General features: G+C 40.1%; 8 protein-coding genes. 5 read left to right on the top strand and 3 right to left on the bottom strand.

The features are described 5' to 3' along the window. Positions 1-6158: Ig-like domain-containing protein (locus O3616_RS08115; RefSeq protein WP_371638585.1), on the bottom strand; the 6158-nt coding region annotated here is incomplete at its 3' end. Positions 6159-6780: 622 nt separating this feature from the next. Between O3616_RS08115 and O3616_RS08110 the strand changes: the two genes are divergently transcribed. Beyond that, on the top strand, positions 6781-7410 hold the full coding sequence (locus O3616_RS08110; RefSeq protein WP_070479771.1) for an MBL fold metallo-hydrolase: 630 nt from the start codon (positions 6781-6783) through the stop codon (positions 7408-7410). A 105-nt stretch (positions 7411-7515) separates the two neighbouring features. On the opposite strand, the gene O3616_RS08105 is transcribed toward O3616_RS08110, so the two are convergent. Both O3616_RS08105 and pepO read right to left on the bottom strand, forming a co-directional pair. Next, complete coding sequence (locus O3616_RS08105; RefSeq protein WP_140223945.1) at positions 7516-8280, bottom strand: hypothetical protein; 765 nt, start codon at positions 8278-8280, stop codon at positions 7516-7518. Positions 8281-8339: 59 nt separating this feature from the next. Then, a complete protein-coding gene (gene pepO, locus O3616_RS08100; protein ID WP_371638583.1) occupies positions 8340-10232 on the bottom strand; it encodes an endopeptidase PepO in 1893 nt (630 codons plus the stop codon). A 182-nt stretch (positions 10233-10414) separates the two neighbouring features. Here pepO and O3616_RS08095 point away from each other — a divergent pair, with 182 nt between their 5' ends. The 4 genes from O3616_RS08095 (at position 10415) to tpx (ending at position 13562) form a co-directional block, all read left to right on the top strand. Beyond that, positions 10415-11137 carry a metal ABC transporter ATP-binding protein gene (locus tag O3616_RS08095; RefSeq protein WP_042750489.1) on the top strand — a complete coding sequence of 241 codons (723 nt, stop codon included), beginning with the start codon at positions 10415-10417 and terminating at the stop codon, positions 11135-11137. After that, positions 11134-11982 carry a metal ABC transporter permease gene (locus O3616_RS08090; protein WP_000559787.1) on the top strand — a complete coding sequence of 283 codons (849 nt, stop codon included), beginning with the start codon at positions 11134-11136 and terminating at the stop codon, positions 11980-11982. The genes O3616_RS08095 and O3616_RS08090 overlap by 4 nt, the downstream gene beginning before the upstream one ends. Positions 11983-12013: 31 nt before the next feature. Further along, positions 12014-12943: a metal ABC transporter substrate-binding lipoprotein/adhesin PsaA gene (psaA, locus tag O3616_RS08085; RefSeq protein ID WP_033682181.1), complete on the top strand. Its 930-nt coding sequence runs from the start codon at positions 12014-12016 to the stop codon at positions 12941-12943. 124 nt (positions 12944-13067) lie between these two features. Beyond that, the gene (gene tpx, locus O3616_RS08080) at positions 13068-13562 is read left to right on the top strand and encodes a thiol peroxidase (protein ID WP_371638582.1); all 495 of its coding nucleotides are present in this window, start codon (positions 13068-13070) and stop codon (positions 13560-13562) included. Positions 13563-13595: the final 33 nt, after the last annotated feature.

The following is a 13595-nucleotide window of genomic DNA, read 5'->3' as shown; positions in this document are numbered from 1 at the left end:
TCGTTTCCTTCTTTATCCTTGAATGATGTCTTAACTTTTTCATAGATGTGTTTTGTATTTCCTTTTTCGTCTACTTCAGTTTTAACAATCTTGTATCCTGGGATATCTTTAGTTGGTTTAGTTCCATCTTCTGTTGGTGAAAGTGGTTTACCATCTTTATCAACGAACGAAGTATCAGGACGAACTGTTGGAGTGTAAGTAGCTGTTACAGGTGTTCCGTTCTTATCTACACGTTTAACTGTCACACCTTTAGCTTTTCCTACGAAGTCTTTTTCTGGAGTGAAGGTCACTTTACCATTTTCATCGATTGTGTATGTTCCTTCGCCTGGTACTTTCTTCTCAGTTGTGCCATCGTCAAATGTTGGTTTAACAGTTTCATCGATTTCAACTGGAACTTCCTTACCATTGATTGTAACTTTTCCACCTTCAAATGTTGGTGTGCCTTCTTGAGGTTGTCCTTTAGGACCTTCTGATTCAGAATCTTTTGAAGTTGGTGTTACTGGAACGACTACAGGGGTGTACTTAGCTGTGATTGGTGTGCCGTTCTTATCTACACGTTTAACAGTTACACCTGTTGCTTGACCAGTGAATGTTTTCTCTGGGGTGAAGGTTACTTTACCGTTCTCGTCGATTGTGTATGTTCCTTCGCCTGGTACTTTCTTCTCAGTTGTGCCATCTTCGAATGTTGGCTTAACAGTTTCGTCGATTTCTACAGTTTTTTCTTCACCATTTACAGTAACTTTTCCACCTTTAAATGTTGGTGTTCCTTCTTGAGTAGCACCTTGAACATTTGTAGTGATGACATCTGAACTTGTTGGTGTTGCTGGTTTCACAACTGGTGTGTAAGTAGCTTTAACTGGCGTGCCGTTCTTATCTTCGCGTTGAACTGTGACACCTGTTCCTTTACCTGTGAAGTTCTTTTCTGGGGTGAATGTAACTGTTCCATCTGGAGCTACTGTGTATGTTCCTTCACCTTCGATAGTTACTGAATCAACTGGATCTCCTGTTTTCGGATCTACCAATTTAGCTGGTTTATCTTCATCAATTTCAACAGTTTTTTCTTCACCATTTACAGTAACTTTTCCACCTTGGAATACTGGTTTGCCTGTTTGAGTTGAACCTTGGATATCTTCAGTTACAGCGTCTGTTCCTGTTGGTGTTGCTTTCTTAACAACTGGAGTGTATTTAGCTGTTACTGGTGTGCCGTTCTTATCTTCGCGTTGAACTGTAACACCTGTTCCTTTACCTGTGAAGTTCTTTTCTGGTGTGAAGGTTACTGTTCCATCTGGAGCTACTGTATATGTTCCTTCACCTTCGATAGTTACTGAATCAACTGGATTTCCTGTTTTTGGATCTACCAATTTAGCTGGTTTATCTTCATTGATTTCAACAGTTTTCTCTTTACCATCGATTGTTACTGTTCCACCCTTGAATTCAGGTTTACCTGTTTGAGTTGAACCTTGAATATTTTCAGTTACAGCATCTGTTCCTGTTGGTGTTACTGGTTTAACTTCCGGTGTGTATGTAGCTTTAGCTGGTGTGCCGTTCTTATCTTGACGAACTACCTCAACACCTTTGGCTACTCCTGTAAATTGTGGTTCTGGCTTGAATGTTACTGTTCCATCTGGAGCTACTGTGTATGTTCCTTCACCTTCTACAGTGACTGAATCAACTTGTTCTCCAGTTTTTGGATCTACCAATTTAGCTGGTACTGTATCGTCGATTTCAACAGTTTTCTCTTCACCGTTAACCATAGCTGTTCCACCTTGGAATACTGGTTTGCCTGTTTGAGTTGCACCTTGAACATCTACAGTTTTAGCTGGTTCTGCTGTTGGTGTTACAGGTACGATAGATGGAGTATAAGTTGTAGAAACTTTTGTTCCATTTGCGTCCTCTGCTTGAACATCAGCAGGTGTAACATTACCTGTGTAAGATTTATCTGTTGGTGTGAAGGTTACTTCACCTGTTGCTGGATCAATTGAGTAAGTACCTACTGGAGTTACTCCGTCCTCAGCATATGCTGGAGTTGTTTGACCAGCTGGAACTTCGTTTCCTTCTTTATCAAGAAGCTTGTAAGAGTTCTCTTTGATTGGAGCAATAGTGTCTCCAGGAGCGAATGTTGGAGTTCCTTTTTGAGTTTCACCTTGGATAGCTTCTGATGTAGCTGGTTCTGCTGTTGGAACTACCGGAGTAATCTTCGGTGTGTAAGTTGTTTCTACAGCTGTACCATTCTTATCTTTAGCTTGAACTCGTACTGGTTGTACTTCACCTGAATATGTCTTATCTGTTGGTTCGAATACTGCAACAGCTTTTCCATCTACAGTTTTAAGAGTGTACTTACCAATTACGTTTCCTTCTGGATCTTTAGCTGGTACTTCAGTAGCTGGTTGTCCATCTTCACCTAGAAGTGTGTAAGTAGATGGATCGATTTCTACAGTTTTTTCTTCTCCAGCAATTGTAGTTTTTCCTGCTTCAAATGAAACTGGACTTTCTTGAGTCTTACCTTGAACATCTTCAGTTGTAGCTGGTGTTGCTGTTGGTGTTACTCCTACGATGTTTGGAGTGTAAGTTGTAGAAACTTTTGTTCCATTCTTATCTTCAGCTTGAACTTTAGCTGGTTGTACTGGTCCTGTGTAAGATTTGTCTGTTGGTGTGAAGGTTACTACACCTGTTGTTGGATCTACAGTGTATTCCCCAACTTTTTTACCACTTGGGTCTAGAGCATCTACTGGTCCATTTGCTTCTGTTCCATCTGGATTTAATAATTTTACAGAACCCTCTTTAATAGGTACTTCTGTATTTCCTTCTGTAAATGTTGGTTTACCTGTTTGAGTTTCACCTTGTACTCCTGTTGAAGTAGCTGGAGTTGCTGTTGGGTTAACAGGTGTTACAGTTGGAGTGTATTTTGCAGTAGCTGTAGCTGTTACAGGTTGACCATTTTTATCTTGACCTACTGGTGCTGTTAATGATACATCAATACCTTTAGCAGTTCCTGTAAATTGTGGTTCTGGAGTAAATGTTACCGCTCCAGTTGTTGGATCGATTGTATAAGTTCCTTCACCTTTTACAGTTACAGTTGTTTCATCTGTTGGTTGTCCAGTCGCTGGATCTACCAATTTAGCTGGGTAGTTAGCACTTGGTGTTACCGCATCTGGTGCAGTTCCATCTCCATCTTTATCTACGTCGATTGAGAATTTAGGTGTTTTCGTTTGTGGTTTACCTTGGATATCAGTTGACTCTTCTGGAGTTCCAACGATTGCTTTTGGAGTTACTGTTGGAATGTAACGACCATCCATAGAACCTTTAGCAGCTAAGCCAGTTAGTTGAACTTGTTCACTGACTAATTCTAGTTGGTCTTTAGCTTCACCTGCACCACCGATGATTTGGCGACCTTCGTTACCCCAACCAGTAGTGTTACCATTGATATCTGTACGACGAATCGTAATACCATCTGCTGTACCTACAAAGTTTGCTTCTGGGATAAATTCTACATCTACATTTGCACCGTTATCAGTAATCTTGTATTTACCTTGCCCTGGTACTACATAGTATCCATCTACTAGGTCAGCATCTGTTACTAATGTACCATCTGGTTTAACGATTTGTGATTTAACAGTTGTATCTATTGCATTGTCTTTATCAAAATCATAGTTCTTTTGACCATATGCATTAAAGGCAACAGTAGAATTCTGAGTTGCACCTTGTACATCTGTTGTTTCTCTCTTAGTTCCACGTGGTGGAATTGTTTGTTGGATTTGGAAATCTTCTACTTCACCTGAGTAGGCAATACCAGTAGGAGCCTTGACATCTGCTTTATCGTATGCAATACGAAGACGTGTAGCTAATTTTGTCACACTAGTATCCACATTTTGAACTGTGTTTGTCCAAGTAAGAGTAACCTTACCATCAGCAGTCACTTCTGTCACACCAGCGGCTTCATCTTCATCGAATTTTCCATTGTTGTTAAAGTCAATCCAACCGTTAACGTAAGCTTTAGCTTCTCCGTCTAGGTGGGCATCGAACGTCATTGAGTAAGTTCCATCGTTAACTTTTTTCAACTTATAGTTATCATTTGGAGCAACATCATCACCCATCAATTGACGAGCACCTTCATCAGCATTACCGATACCATTGATATCATCGTATACAAAGGCATTTGTTTTGTTAATTGGAGTTGTACGAACATCAACGTCAGCCGGTACAGAACCTAGATATGGTTGGTGTTGTCCCTCAGATTTAGAAATAGAGTGGGCTACACGTCCGTATGATGCAGGAGCATCCCCTTCATCTAGGACCATAAATCCAAGCATAGACCCTTGTTGCCCATTAGACATAATATACATACCAATATTTTTGGCATTACGAGTCATTACCAATGGAGTGGAGAAACCTGAATCACGGTGAGTTGAGACCGGTCCGAAAACTTGTGTTCCTAATCCATCCGCATGAATAGTTCCATCTTTTGCAGTTGCTGTAATTACTGTATCTGATGTAACTGTTGTATTGAAGAATCCTGCACCTTTATCTGCTAAAAATGGAGCAAAAGCTGGTTTACCATTGCCTTCAAGCGTGTAAGAAATACCTAATTGGCCATCTGCACGATTTTGTCCATGACCTGCAGTAGCCACTGTTCTGCGTTCATAGATTTCCCCAATATATGAACGAGCTGTTTCCTTACCTGGTACATTGGAGTTTGATAACTCAGTTACTAACTCAAAACCATCACCATCTGTTTTATAGATTTCAACTTCGGATGAACCAGCTTCTTCCCCTGTTAAGAATACAACGTTGGCTGGTACTTCTGTCCCATTTAAAGTAGCTTTAACTGAGAATTCCACCCCGACGTTGGCTCCATCTTTAACTGATTGGATAACTGTTTTACCTTTAGTATCCATTCCGTTTGTTTTCGCAACAGAGTATGAACCTTGGTTTACGACTTTCAACTCAGCTGGAGTATTGTCTTTGTATACGTTTTGAGCATTGGCATCGTATCCTGCTCCACCACGTTTTTTGTACTCATCCGTTGAGTTGAATGGCGCTAATTTAGTAACTGTTAAGGTTACAACATAGCCTGGAGAAATTTCTTGTGTAAACTTAGTACCTACTTTAAGCTTACCACCATCACCAAGATTTTCAATTGTCGCTTTCGGATTTGAAATGTCAAACCACTTGATTTGTTTTGTCAGACGTTCTGTGTTTTTATCTGCGTATTGCTTCCAGTGATTTGCTTGTTCTTCTTCTGAAAGAGGTGGAGTTGTAACCGTATCAGCAATGTCTGCTAAGACTGCTGAAAACTTACCATCACGACCAATACCTGCATTTTTCAGCTCATTGTATACTGCAAGGATTGACTCATTCAGGCGTGCAAGTTGTGCATCCACTTGCTCTTTGGTCACGCTCTTTTCAGCTAAAAGAGATTTTGTTTCCGCAAGAACTGCTTGGTTTTTAGCTACTGCCGCTTCAACAGCCGCTTTGTTTTCTTCCTTCACTTCCTTTTTAGAAAGTTCAGCAGTTACTAATTTATTAGTCACTTCTGCTTCAGATGAAGCTTTGTCAAGTGCTGTTTTAGCTTCTGAAAGAGATTTTTCTGCTGGAGTAGCTTTCTTTTCAGCTTCGGCTTTAGCAGCTGCTTTTTCAGCTTCTAATTTTTTCTGTTGACCCATGGCATCTGATTCAGCTACGGCTTGACCCAATGCTGAAAGTTTGTCAGCTAAAGTATTCACATCCAATTGACTTGCTTCTGGATTTGAAAGTGTTGCTTTAGCTGTAGCTAAAACTTCCTTAGCTGAGTTTACTACAGACGCATCTGCATTTTTAGCAGATGCTAATTTCATTTCTAAAGTAGCAACATTCGCTTCAAGAGCTGCTTTATTTGCTTTCTTAGCTTCCTGTACTTTAACTTCAGGTTTTGCTTCTTCTACTTTAGTTTCTGGCTTCACGGCTTCCTTTTCTTTATTAGAATCCGCTTGATTTGCTGGGGCAGTTGTTGCCGCTACTGATGCTTCTGCACCTTGAACTTCCGTTGCTGATACCGCACCATTTCCAAGGAACATCAAACCAGCTGCAACTGCTACTGATGCTGCTCCAAAGCTATATTTTCGGATACCATAACGGATGTACTTTTCTACTCTATAATCTTGTTGTTGCTTGCCTTTCATTTAGACCCACAACCTCCTTTTTTATTTTGATGTCGACTTACAAGTTATTGATATCGCAAACTCACATCTAACCTCAGATGAAAACAAAAGATGTTAGAAGTCATTTTCAATATCATAAAATTGTCTACAACATACAGCTTTATGATATCATATTTCCTAGTCTATGGCAAATAAAATGGCTTATTTTTTTATTCTAAATTTAAAATAAATATTTTCCAAAAACACAATAATTTTCTGACTATTTAACTTGTTTTATTAGATATATCAAAGAGTTATAGGTTACATACTATATTTTGTAGTTTTGATATATTAATTTAAATTAACTCTACATGTATATTTTGCTGTTCACAGACAAAAACTTGTCTCTACTGTAAGATACAATTTTTTTGATTCATTATCCATTTTTTCAATAATTTACTCTCCAGCTCATTAGATTTATTTTAAATTCCAGTCAATTAAAAACTCTAGCTAGTTCATAACTCTAAAAATAGCTATCTTTATTTTAGACAGAATGAAATAGATAACCAGTAACCTTCTTTAAAAGAGAAGGATTTTCTATTCACTCTATTTTCCCTAACTGTGCTATACTTAATTTAGTACATTCTTTGAGATTGGAGCTAGTATGAAAATCCATAAAACTGTGAATCCTGTTGCCTATGAAAACACCTATTATTTGGAAGGCGAAAAGGACCTCATCGTTGTCGACCCTGGTAGCCATTGGGAAGCTATTCGTCAGACAATAGAGAACATCAACAAACCTATCTGTGCTATTCTCTTGACCCACGCCCATTATGACCATATCATGAGTCTGGACTTGGTTCGCGAGACTTTTGGCAATCCACCTGTCTATATCGCAGAGAGTGAAGCCAGCTGGCTCTATACTCCTGTCGATAATCTCTCTGGACTTCCCCGCCACGATGATATGGCAGATGTGGTCGCAAAACCTGCAGAACACACCTTTGTCTTTCATGAAGAATACCAACTAGAGGAATTTCGTTTCACTGTCTTGCCAACACCAGGTCACTCTATCGGTGGTGTTTCTATCGTCTTTCCTGATGCTCACCTAGTCTTGACGGGAGATGCTCTATTTCGAGAAACCATCGGACGGACCGACCTTCCGACTGGTAGCATGGAGCAACTCCTTCATAGTATCCAGACCCAACTCTTCACTCTACCAAACTATGATGTCTATCCAGGGCATGGTCCAGCTACTACTATTGCCCACGAAAAGACTTTCAATCCCTTTTTCTAGCAAGCAAAAAACCAAGGAATTTTTCTCCTTGGTTTTTGTATATTGCTATTCAATTCTCCATTCTTTGATTTTAGAATCTAGCCTAGTATTGAATTTCATCGAACATTAGTTAGCTCGCTCAAATTCTTTCCATTCAAATTTAGCTAAATCAAGTTCATTAGAAGAAATCTCTAAGATTTGCTCTGGCTTTTGATCACTACCAATTTGAAAGATTCCTTCTTTAATCTTCTGGACTCCGTCTTTATTAAAAGCATACAGACTTAAGTTCATTTCTGGTCGTGTTGATTGCCAGTCTGCATATCTGACTTGACCGTTTTCATAAATAACTAAACTGGAACGAAAACCACCTGCAGAAGCTACATAAGCTGTATGAAGCAACTTGGGTTGTTTACTCTCTAAATAGTAAATGGCCCCTATATATTTTTTATCTCCAATAATCAATTCATCCTGACCATCCTTATTTAAATCAGCAAACACATAATGAAGACTAGCTGGTTTATCGTAGGTGCTTAGTGTAAAGATATAGCCATACTCTTCAGAAAAAATCTTGTTCTGTTTCAACTTTTCATACAAGGATTCTCGGTCACCACTACTTAAAAGTGCCTGATAGTGATTGTACCGCTCTATTACTTCCTTGTACAAATCTTTTCCTGTTTCGCTTTTCGTTTCCATTGTTGTTGACGGCGTTGCCATTGAAGAACTTGTACTAGTTTGGCTCTCTGACTTCGTAGAGCTTTCCTTCTGTTCCTCTTTGGTAGAAGATGATTGTGTTGCCGAAGGTTCTATTTTTTCATCTTTTTTGTTTGCACCACAAGATGCTAAAACAAAAATAGTAAGAATAACTGAAAATATCATTAAAAATTTCTTCATATTAACCTCTCTAACCCATCCTATATAGATTTACGGATCTTAGTATTAGATTCGATTCCTTACCAAATAATCACGCGGTCTTCTGGTGAACGCCACATACCGTCTCCTTCTTTGACATCATAGGTTGTAAAGAAATCATCGAAGTTTGGTACTTGTACATTGACACGGAGTTTGGCTGGTGCGTGCACATCAACGCTGGCCAAGAGTTTCATAAATTCTGGACGACCTTTCATGCGCCAGATGCGACCGAAGTTGTAGAAGAATTCTTCTGCTGAGAAGTCTGGTTCTCTCTTAGCTGCTTCAAGCGCTGCAGCGATTCCTCCCAAGTCAGCCACGTTTTCTGATACAGTCAATTTACCGTTGATGGTTGCTCCATAAGAATCCTGTCCATCAAATTGGTCAATAACTTTTTGTGTTTTCTCCTTGAAGGCAGTATAGTCACTCTCTGTCCACCAATCCTTGAGGCTACCATTTTCATCGAAGGAAGCTCCGTTGGTATCAAAGGCGTGAGAAATTTCATGGGCAATAACCGCCCCGATACCCCCGTAGTTAGCAGAAGATGACTGATGCAAATCATAGAAAGGTGCTTGTAAAATAGCCGCTGGAAAGACAATCAGGTTCTTCTGTGGATTGTAGTAAGCATTGACCATATGAGCAGGCATACCCCATTCCTTGTAGTCTACAGGCTGGTTCCACTTGCTCCAACTGTGCTTGATTTCCACACGCGCAAATGCTAGAGCATTGTCAAAAAGGCTAGCCGTTTCATCCACTACCTTGTCCTTATAGCGTGCTGGTAATTCTTCTGGGTAACCGATATAAGGCTTGATGACATTGAGTTTGACAATGGCCTTGTCACGAGTTTCAGGAGTCAGCCAGTCATTTTTAGCCAAGCGTTCCTTATAGACATCAATCATAGTTGCCACTTTTTTCTCTACATCTGCCTTAGCCTCTGGAGAGAATTTTTCATGGGCATACCAGAGACCCAAGGCTTGTTTGAAAGGACCTTGTGCTAGCTGGTAGGCTGCCTTGACCTTGTCTTTGGCTTCTGGAACTCCTGAAAGCGCACGGCTATAGGCACCTGACAAGACACGAATTTCTTCTGTTAAATAGCTGGTTGAGAGATTCACAACACTTAAAATTAAGGTTGCCTTGAGGAGAGACCATGCCTCTTCACTATAGAATTGGTCTGCTGCTTTCCAGAAGCGTTCTTCGTCTACAATAACCTTGTCTGGTACTTGTCCAAGAACAGCTTTGAAGAAGTCATCCAAAGGTAGGGCAGGCGCAAATTTCTTGAAATCTTCGTAATCATATGGATGGTAAAGTTTAGCATACTCTGAACTTTCTTCATTAGAGAGCACCACTGCTGCAACTCGACGGTCCAATTCTAGTCTTTTCTCTAGCAAGTCTTCAATTTCTACATCAGAGAAATCATAAGCCTTGAGAAGATTTGCGCTGCTTTCTTTCCAAAGAGTCAAGAGCTCTTCACGCTGAGGATGGTCTTCAGCATAGTAGGTCGTATCTGGCAGGATCGTGCTTGGAGCACTAGCCCATAAAACGTTGATTCTGGCATCCATAAAGTCTGGCGATACACCAAAAGGAAGGAAGTTAGGTTTTCCTGCAAGTTCAAACTCTGCTAGTCTAGCTGTAAAATCCGCAAAAGTCTCCAATTCTTGGAATTCTTTAATGAGTGGCAAAACAGGTTTGATACCGTCAGCTTCTCTCTTGTCAAAATCACGAACTAGGCGGTGGTATTTGACAAAGTTTTCCAAGATAGCATCCTCAGGCACCTCTTCACCTGCCAACCACTTGTCTGTTGTCGCCAGCATCAGATCTTCGATTTCCTGGTCTAAATCAACAAAACCTCCCGTTTGAGACTTATCTGCTGGGATTTCAGCTGTCTGTTGCCATTCTCCATTGATAGCATCATAAAAATCGTCTTGATAACGTGTCATCTTGTTCTCGCTTTCATTTTTTTTTAAGTTATTGCTAGCTTAACAAAAATTGCTTGGGAATGCAATTAAAAATGAACTTTCCTTTTCCAGCATTTTTCAGTTATTATTTTAAATTTTTCAAAAATTAACTTGACTTAATTTTTTTTTTAATGTATATTAAGAGACAGGAGGAATACAAGTTTATGATACGTATCGAAAACCTCAGTGTCTCCTACAAAGAAACGTTGGCACTTAAGGATATTTCACTAGTGCTCCAAGGACCAACAATTACCGGAATCATTGGTCCAAACGGTGCTGGAAAATCAACATTATTAAAAGGGATGCTGGGAATTATCCCACATCAAGGTCAGGCATTTCTCGATGACAAGGAAGTTAAAAAATCCTTACATCGAATCGCCTATGTCGAACAAAAAATCAATATCGACTACAACTTTCCCATCAAGGTCAAGGAATGTGTCTCGTTAGGACTCTTTCCCTCTATCCCTCTCTTTCGAAGTTTAAAGGCTAAACATTGGAAGAAAGTGCAAGAAGCCCTTGAAATCGTCGGTCTAGCTGACTATGCTGAACGGCAAATCAGTCAACTGTCTGGAGGTCAATTCCAGCGGGTTTTGATTGCCAGATGCTTGGTGCAGGAAGCCGATTATATCCTCTTGGATGAACCCTTTGTTGGGATTGACTCTGTCAGTGAGGAAATCATCATGAATACGCTGAGAGATTTGAAAAAAGCTGGGAAGACGGTTCTCATCGTCCACCACGACCTCAGCAAGGTTCCCCACTACTTCGATCAAGTCTTGCTTGTCAATCGAGAAGTGATTGCCTTTGGTCCAACCAAAGAAACCTTTACCGAAACCAATCTCAAAGAAGCTTACGGTAATCGACTCTTTTTCAATGGAGGTGACCTATGATTGCAGAATTTATCGATGGATTACAAAAATTCCATTTCTTACAAAATGCCTTGATAACAGCTATTGTCGTCGGGGTCGTAGCTGGAGCTGTAGGATGTTTCATCATTCTACGCGGGATGTCACTCATGGGAGATGCTATTTCACATGCTGTCTTGCCAGGTGTAGCCCTCTCCTTCATCTTGGGCCTTGACTTCTTTATCGGAGCCATTGTCTTTGGATTGCTAGCTGCCATCATCATTACCTACATCAAGGGAAACTCGATTATCAAAAGCGATACCGCCATCGGCATTACCTTTTCTTCTTTCTTAGCCCTCGGTATCATCTTGATTAGTGTCGCTAAAAGTTCAACTGACCTTTTCCATATCCTTTTTGGTAATATCCTAGCCGTCCAAGATACGGATATGTTTATTACTATGGGTGTTGGGGCAGTCATTCTCTTGTTAATCTGGATTTTCTTCAAGCAACTCTTGATAACTTCCTTTGATGAACTATTGGCTAAAGCCATGGGAATGCCTGTCAATTTCTATCACTACCTTCTCATGGTACTCTTGACTCTCGTGTCTGTGACAGCCATGCAAAGTGTCGGAACTATCCTGATTGTAGCCATGCTGATTACCCCAGCTGCAACTGCTTATCTTTATGCTAATAGCCTGAAAAGCATGATTTTCCTTTCCTCAACCTTTGGAGCTACTGCTTCAGTTTTGGGACTCTTTATCGGTTATAGCTTTAACGTTGCGGCAGGTTCTAGTATCGTGCTTACAGCCGCTAGTTTCTTTCTCATTAGCTTCTTTATCGCTCCAAAACAACGATATTTGAAACTGAAAAATAAACATTTGTTAAAATAAGGGGTAAAGCCCCAATAAATTGGAGGATCTAATGAAAAAATTAGGTACATTGTTGGTTCTTTTTCTTTCCGCCATTGTTCTCGTAGCATGTGCTAGCGGAAAAAAAGATGCAGCTTCTGGTCAAAAACTAAAAGTTGTTGCTACAAACTCAATCATTGCTGATATTACTAAAAATATTGCTGGTGACAAGATTGATCTTCACAGTATCGTTCCTGTTGGTCAAGACCCACACGAATACGAACCACTTCCTGAAGACGTTAAGAAAACATCTCAAGCTGATTTGATTTTCTATAACGGGATCAACCTTGAAACAGGTGGCAATGCTTGGTTTACAAAATTGGTAGAAAATGCCAAGAAAACTGAAAACAAAGACTACTTTGCAGTCAGTGAAGGCGTTGATGTTATCTACCTTGAAGGCCAAAACGAAAAAGGCAAAGAAGACCCACACGCTTGGCTCAACCTTGAAAATGGGATGATTTTTGCTAAGAATATCGCAAAACAATTAAGCGCTAAAGACCCTAGCAACAAGGAATTCTACGAAAAAAATCTCAAAGAATATACTGATAAGCTAGACAAACTTGACAAGGAAGCTAAGGAGAAATTTAACAACATCCCTGCTGAGAAGAAATTGATCGTAACCAGTGAAGGATGCTTCAAATACTTCTCTAAAGCCTACGGTGTCCCAAGTGCCTATATCTGGGAAATCAATACTGAAGAAGAAGGAACTCCTGACCAAATCAAGACCTTGGTTGAAAAACTTCGCCAAACAAAAACTCCTTCCCTCTTTGTAGAATCAAGTGTGGATGACCGTCCAATGAAGACTGTTTCACAAGACACAAACATCCCAATCTACGCACAAATCTTTACTGACTCTATCGCAGAACAAGGTAAAGAAGGCGACAGCTACTACAACATGATGAAATACAATCTTGACAAGATTGCTGAAGGATTGGCAAAATAATACTCAATGAAAAACGTCATTCTCACATGAGCTGGCGTTTTTTCTATGCCCATATTTCCGGTCAAATCATTGGAAAATTCTGACTGTTTCAGCTAAAATGGAAGAAAAAAGATTGGAGTATCCTATGGTAACTTTCCTCGGAAATCCTGTGAGCTTTACAGGTAAACAACTACAAGTCGGCGACAAGGCACTTGATTTTTCACTCACTACAACAGACCTTTCTAAAAAATCTCTGGCTGATTTTGATGGGAAGAAAAAAGTTTTGAGTGTCGTTCCTTCTATCGATACAGGCATATGCTCAACTCAAACGCGTCGTTTTAACCAAGAACTGGCTGGACTGGACAACACGGTCGTCTTGACTGTTTCCATGGACCTACCTTTTGCCCAAAAACGTTGGTGCGGTGCTGAAGGCATTGAAAATGCCATCATGCTCTCAGACTATTTCGATCATTCCTTTGGACGTGACTATGCCCTCTTAATCAATGAGTGGCACCTATTGGCACGCGCAGTCTTTGTCCTCGATACTGACAATACGATTCGCTACGTTGAATACGTGGACAATATCAACTCTGAACCAAATTTCGAAGCCGCAATTGCAGCTGTTAAAGAACTAAATTAGAAGCCATTGTGGCAGATAGCTAGAGAAATCTAG

This window comes from Streptococcus sp. 27098_8_86 (assembly GCF_041432595.1).
Lineage (GTDB): Bacteria > Bacillota > Bacilli > Lactobacillales > Streptococcaceae > Streptococcus > Streptococcus pneumoniae_F.
This window is presented reverse-complemented; position numbering and strand designations above follow the sequence as displayed.

What these genes read in the sequence shown, in the direction of transcription:
- O3616_RS08110 (WP_070479771.1), top strand. Translation starts at nt 6,781, where the DNA reads ATGAAAATCCATAAAACTGTGAATCCTGTTGCCTATGAAAACACCTAT.
- O3616_RS08095 (WP_042750489.1), top strand. Translation starts at nt 10,415, where the DNA reads ATGATACGTATCGAAAACCTCAGTGTCTCCTACAAAGAAACGTTGGCA.
- pepO (WP_371638583.1), bottom strand. Translation starts at nt 10,232, where the DNA reads ATGACACGTTATCAAGACGATTTTTATGATGCTATCAATGGAGAATGG.
- tpx (WP_371638582.1), top strand. Translation starts at nt 13,068, where the DNA reads ATGGTAACTTTCCTCGGAAATCCTGTGAGCTTTACAGGTAAACAACTA.
- O3616_RS08090 (WP_000559787.1), top strand. Translation starts at nt 11,134, where the DNA reads ATGATTGCAGAATTTATCGATGGATTACAAAAATTCCATTTCTTACAA.
- O3616_RS08105 (WP_140223945.1), bottom strand. Translation starts at nt 8,280, where the DNA reads ATGAAGAAATTTTTAATGATATTTTCAGTTATTCTTACTATTTTTGTT.
- psaA (WP_033682181.1), top strand. Translation starts at nt 12,014, where the DNA reads ATGAAAAAATTAGGTACATTGTTGGTTCTTTTTCTTTCCGCCATTGTT.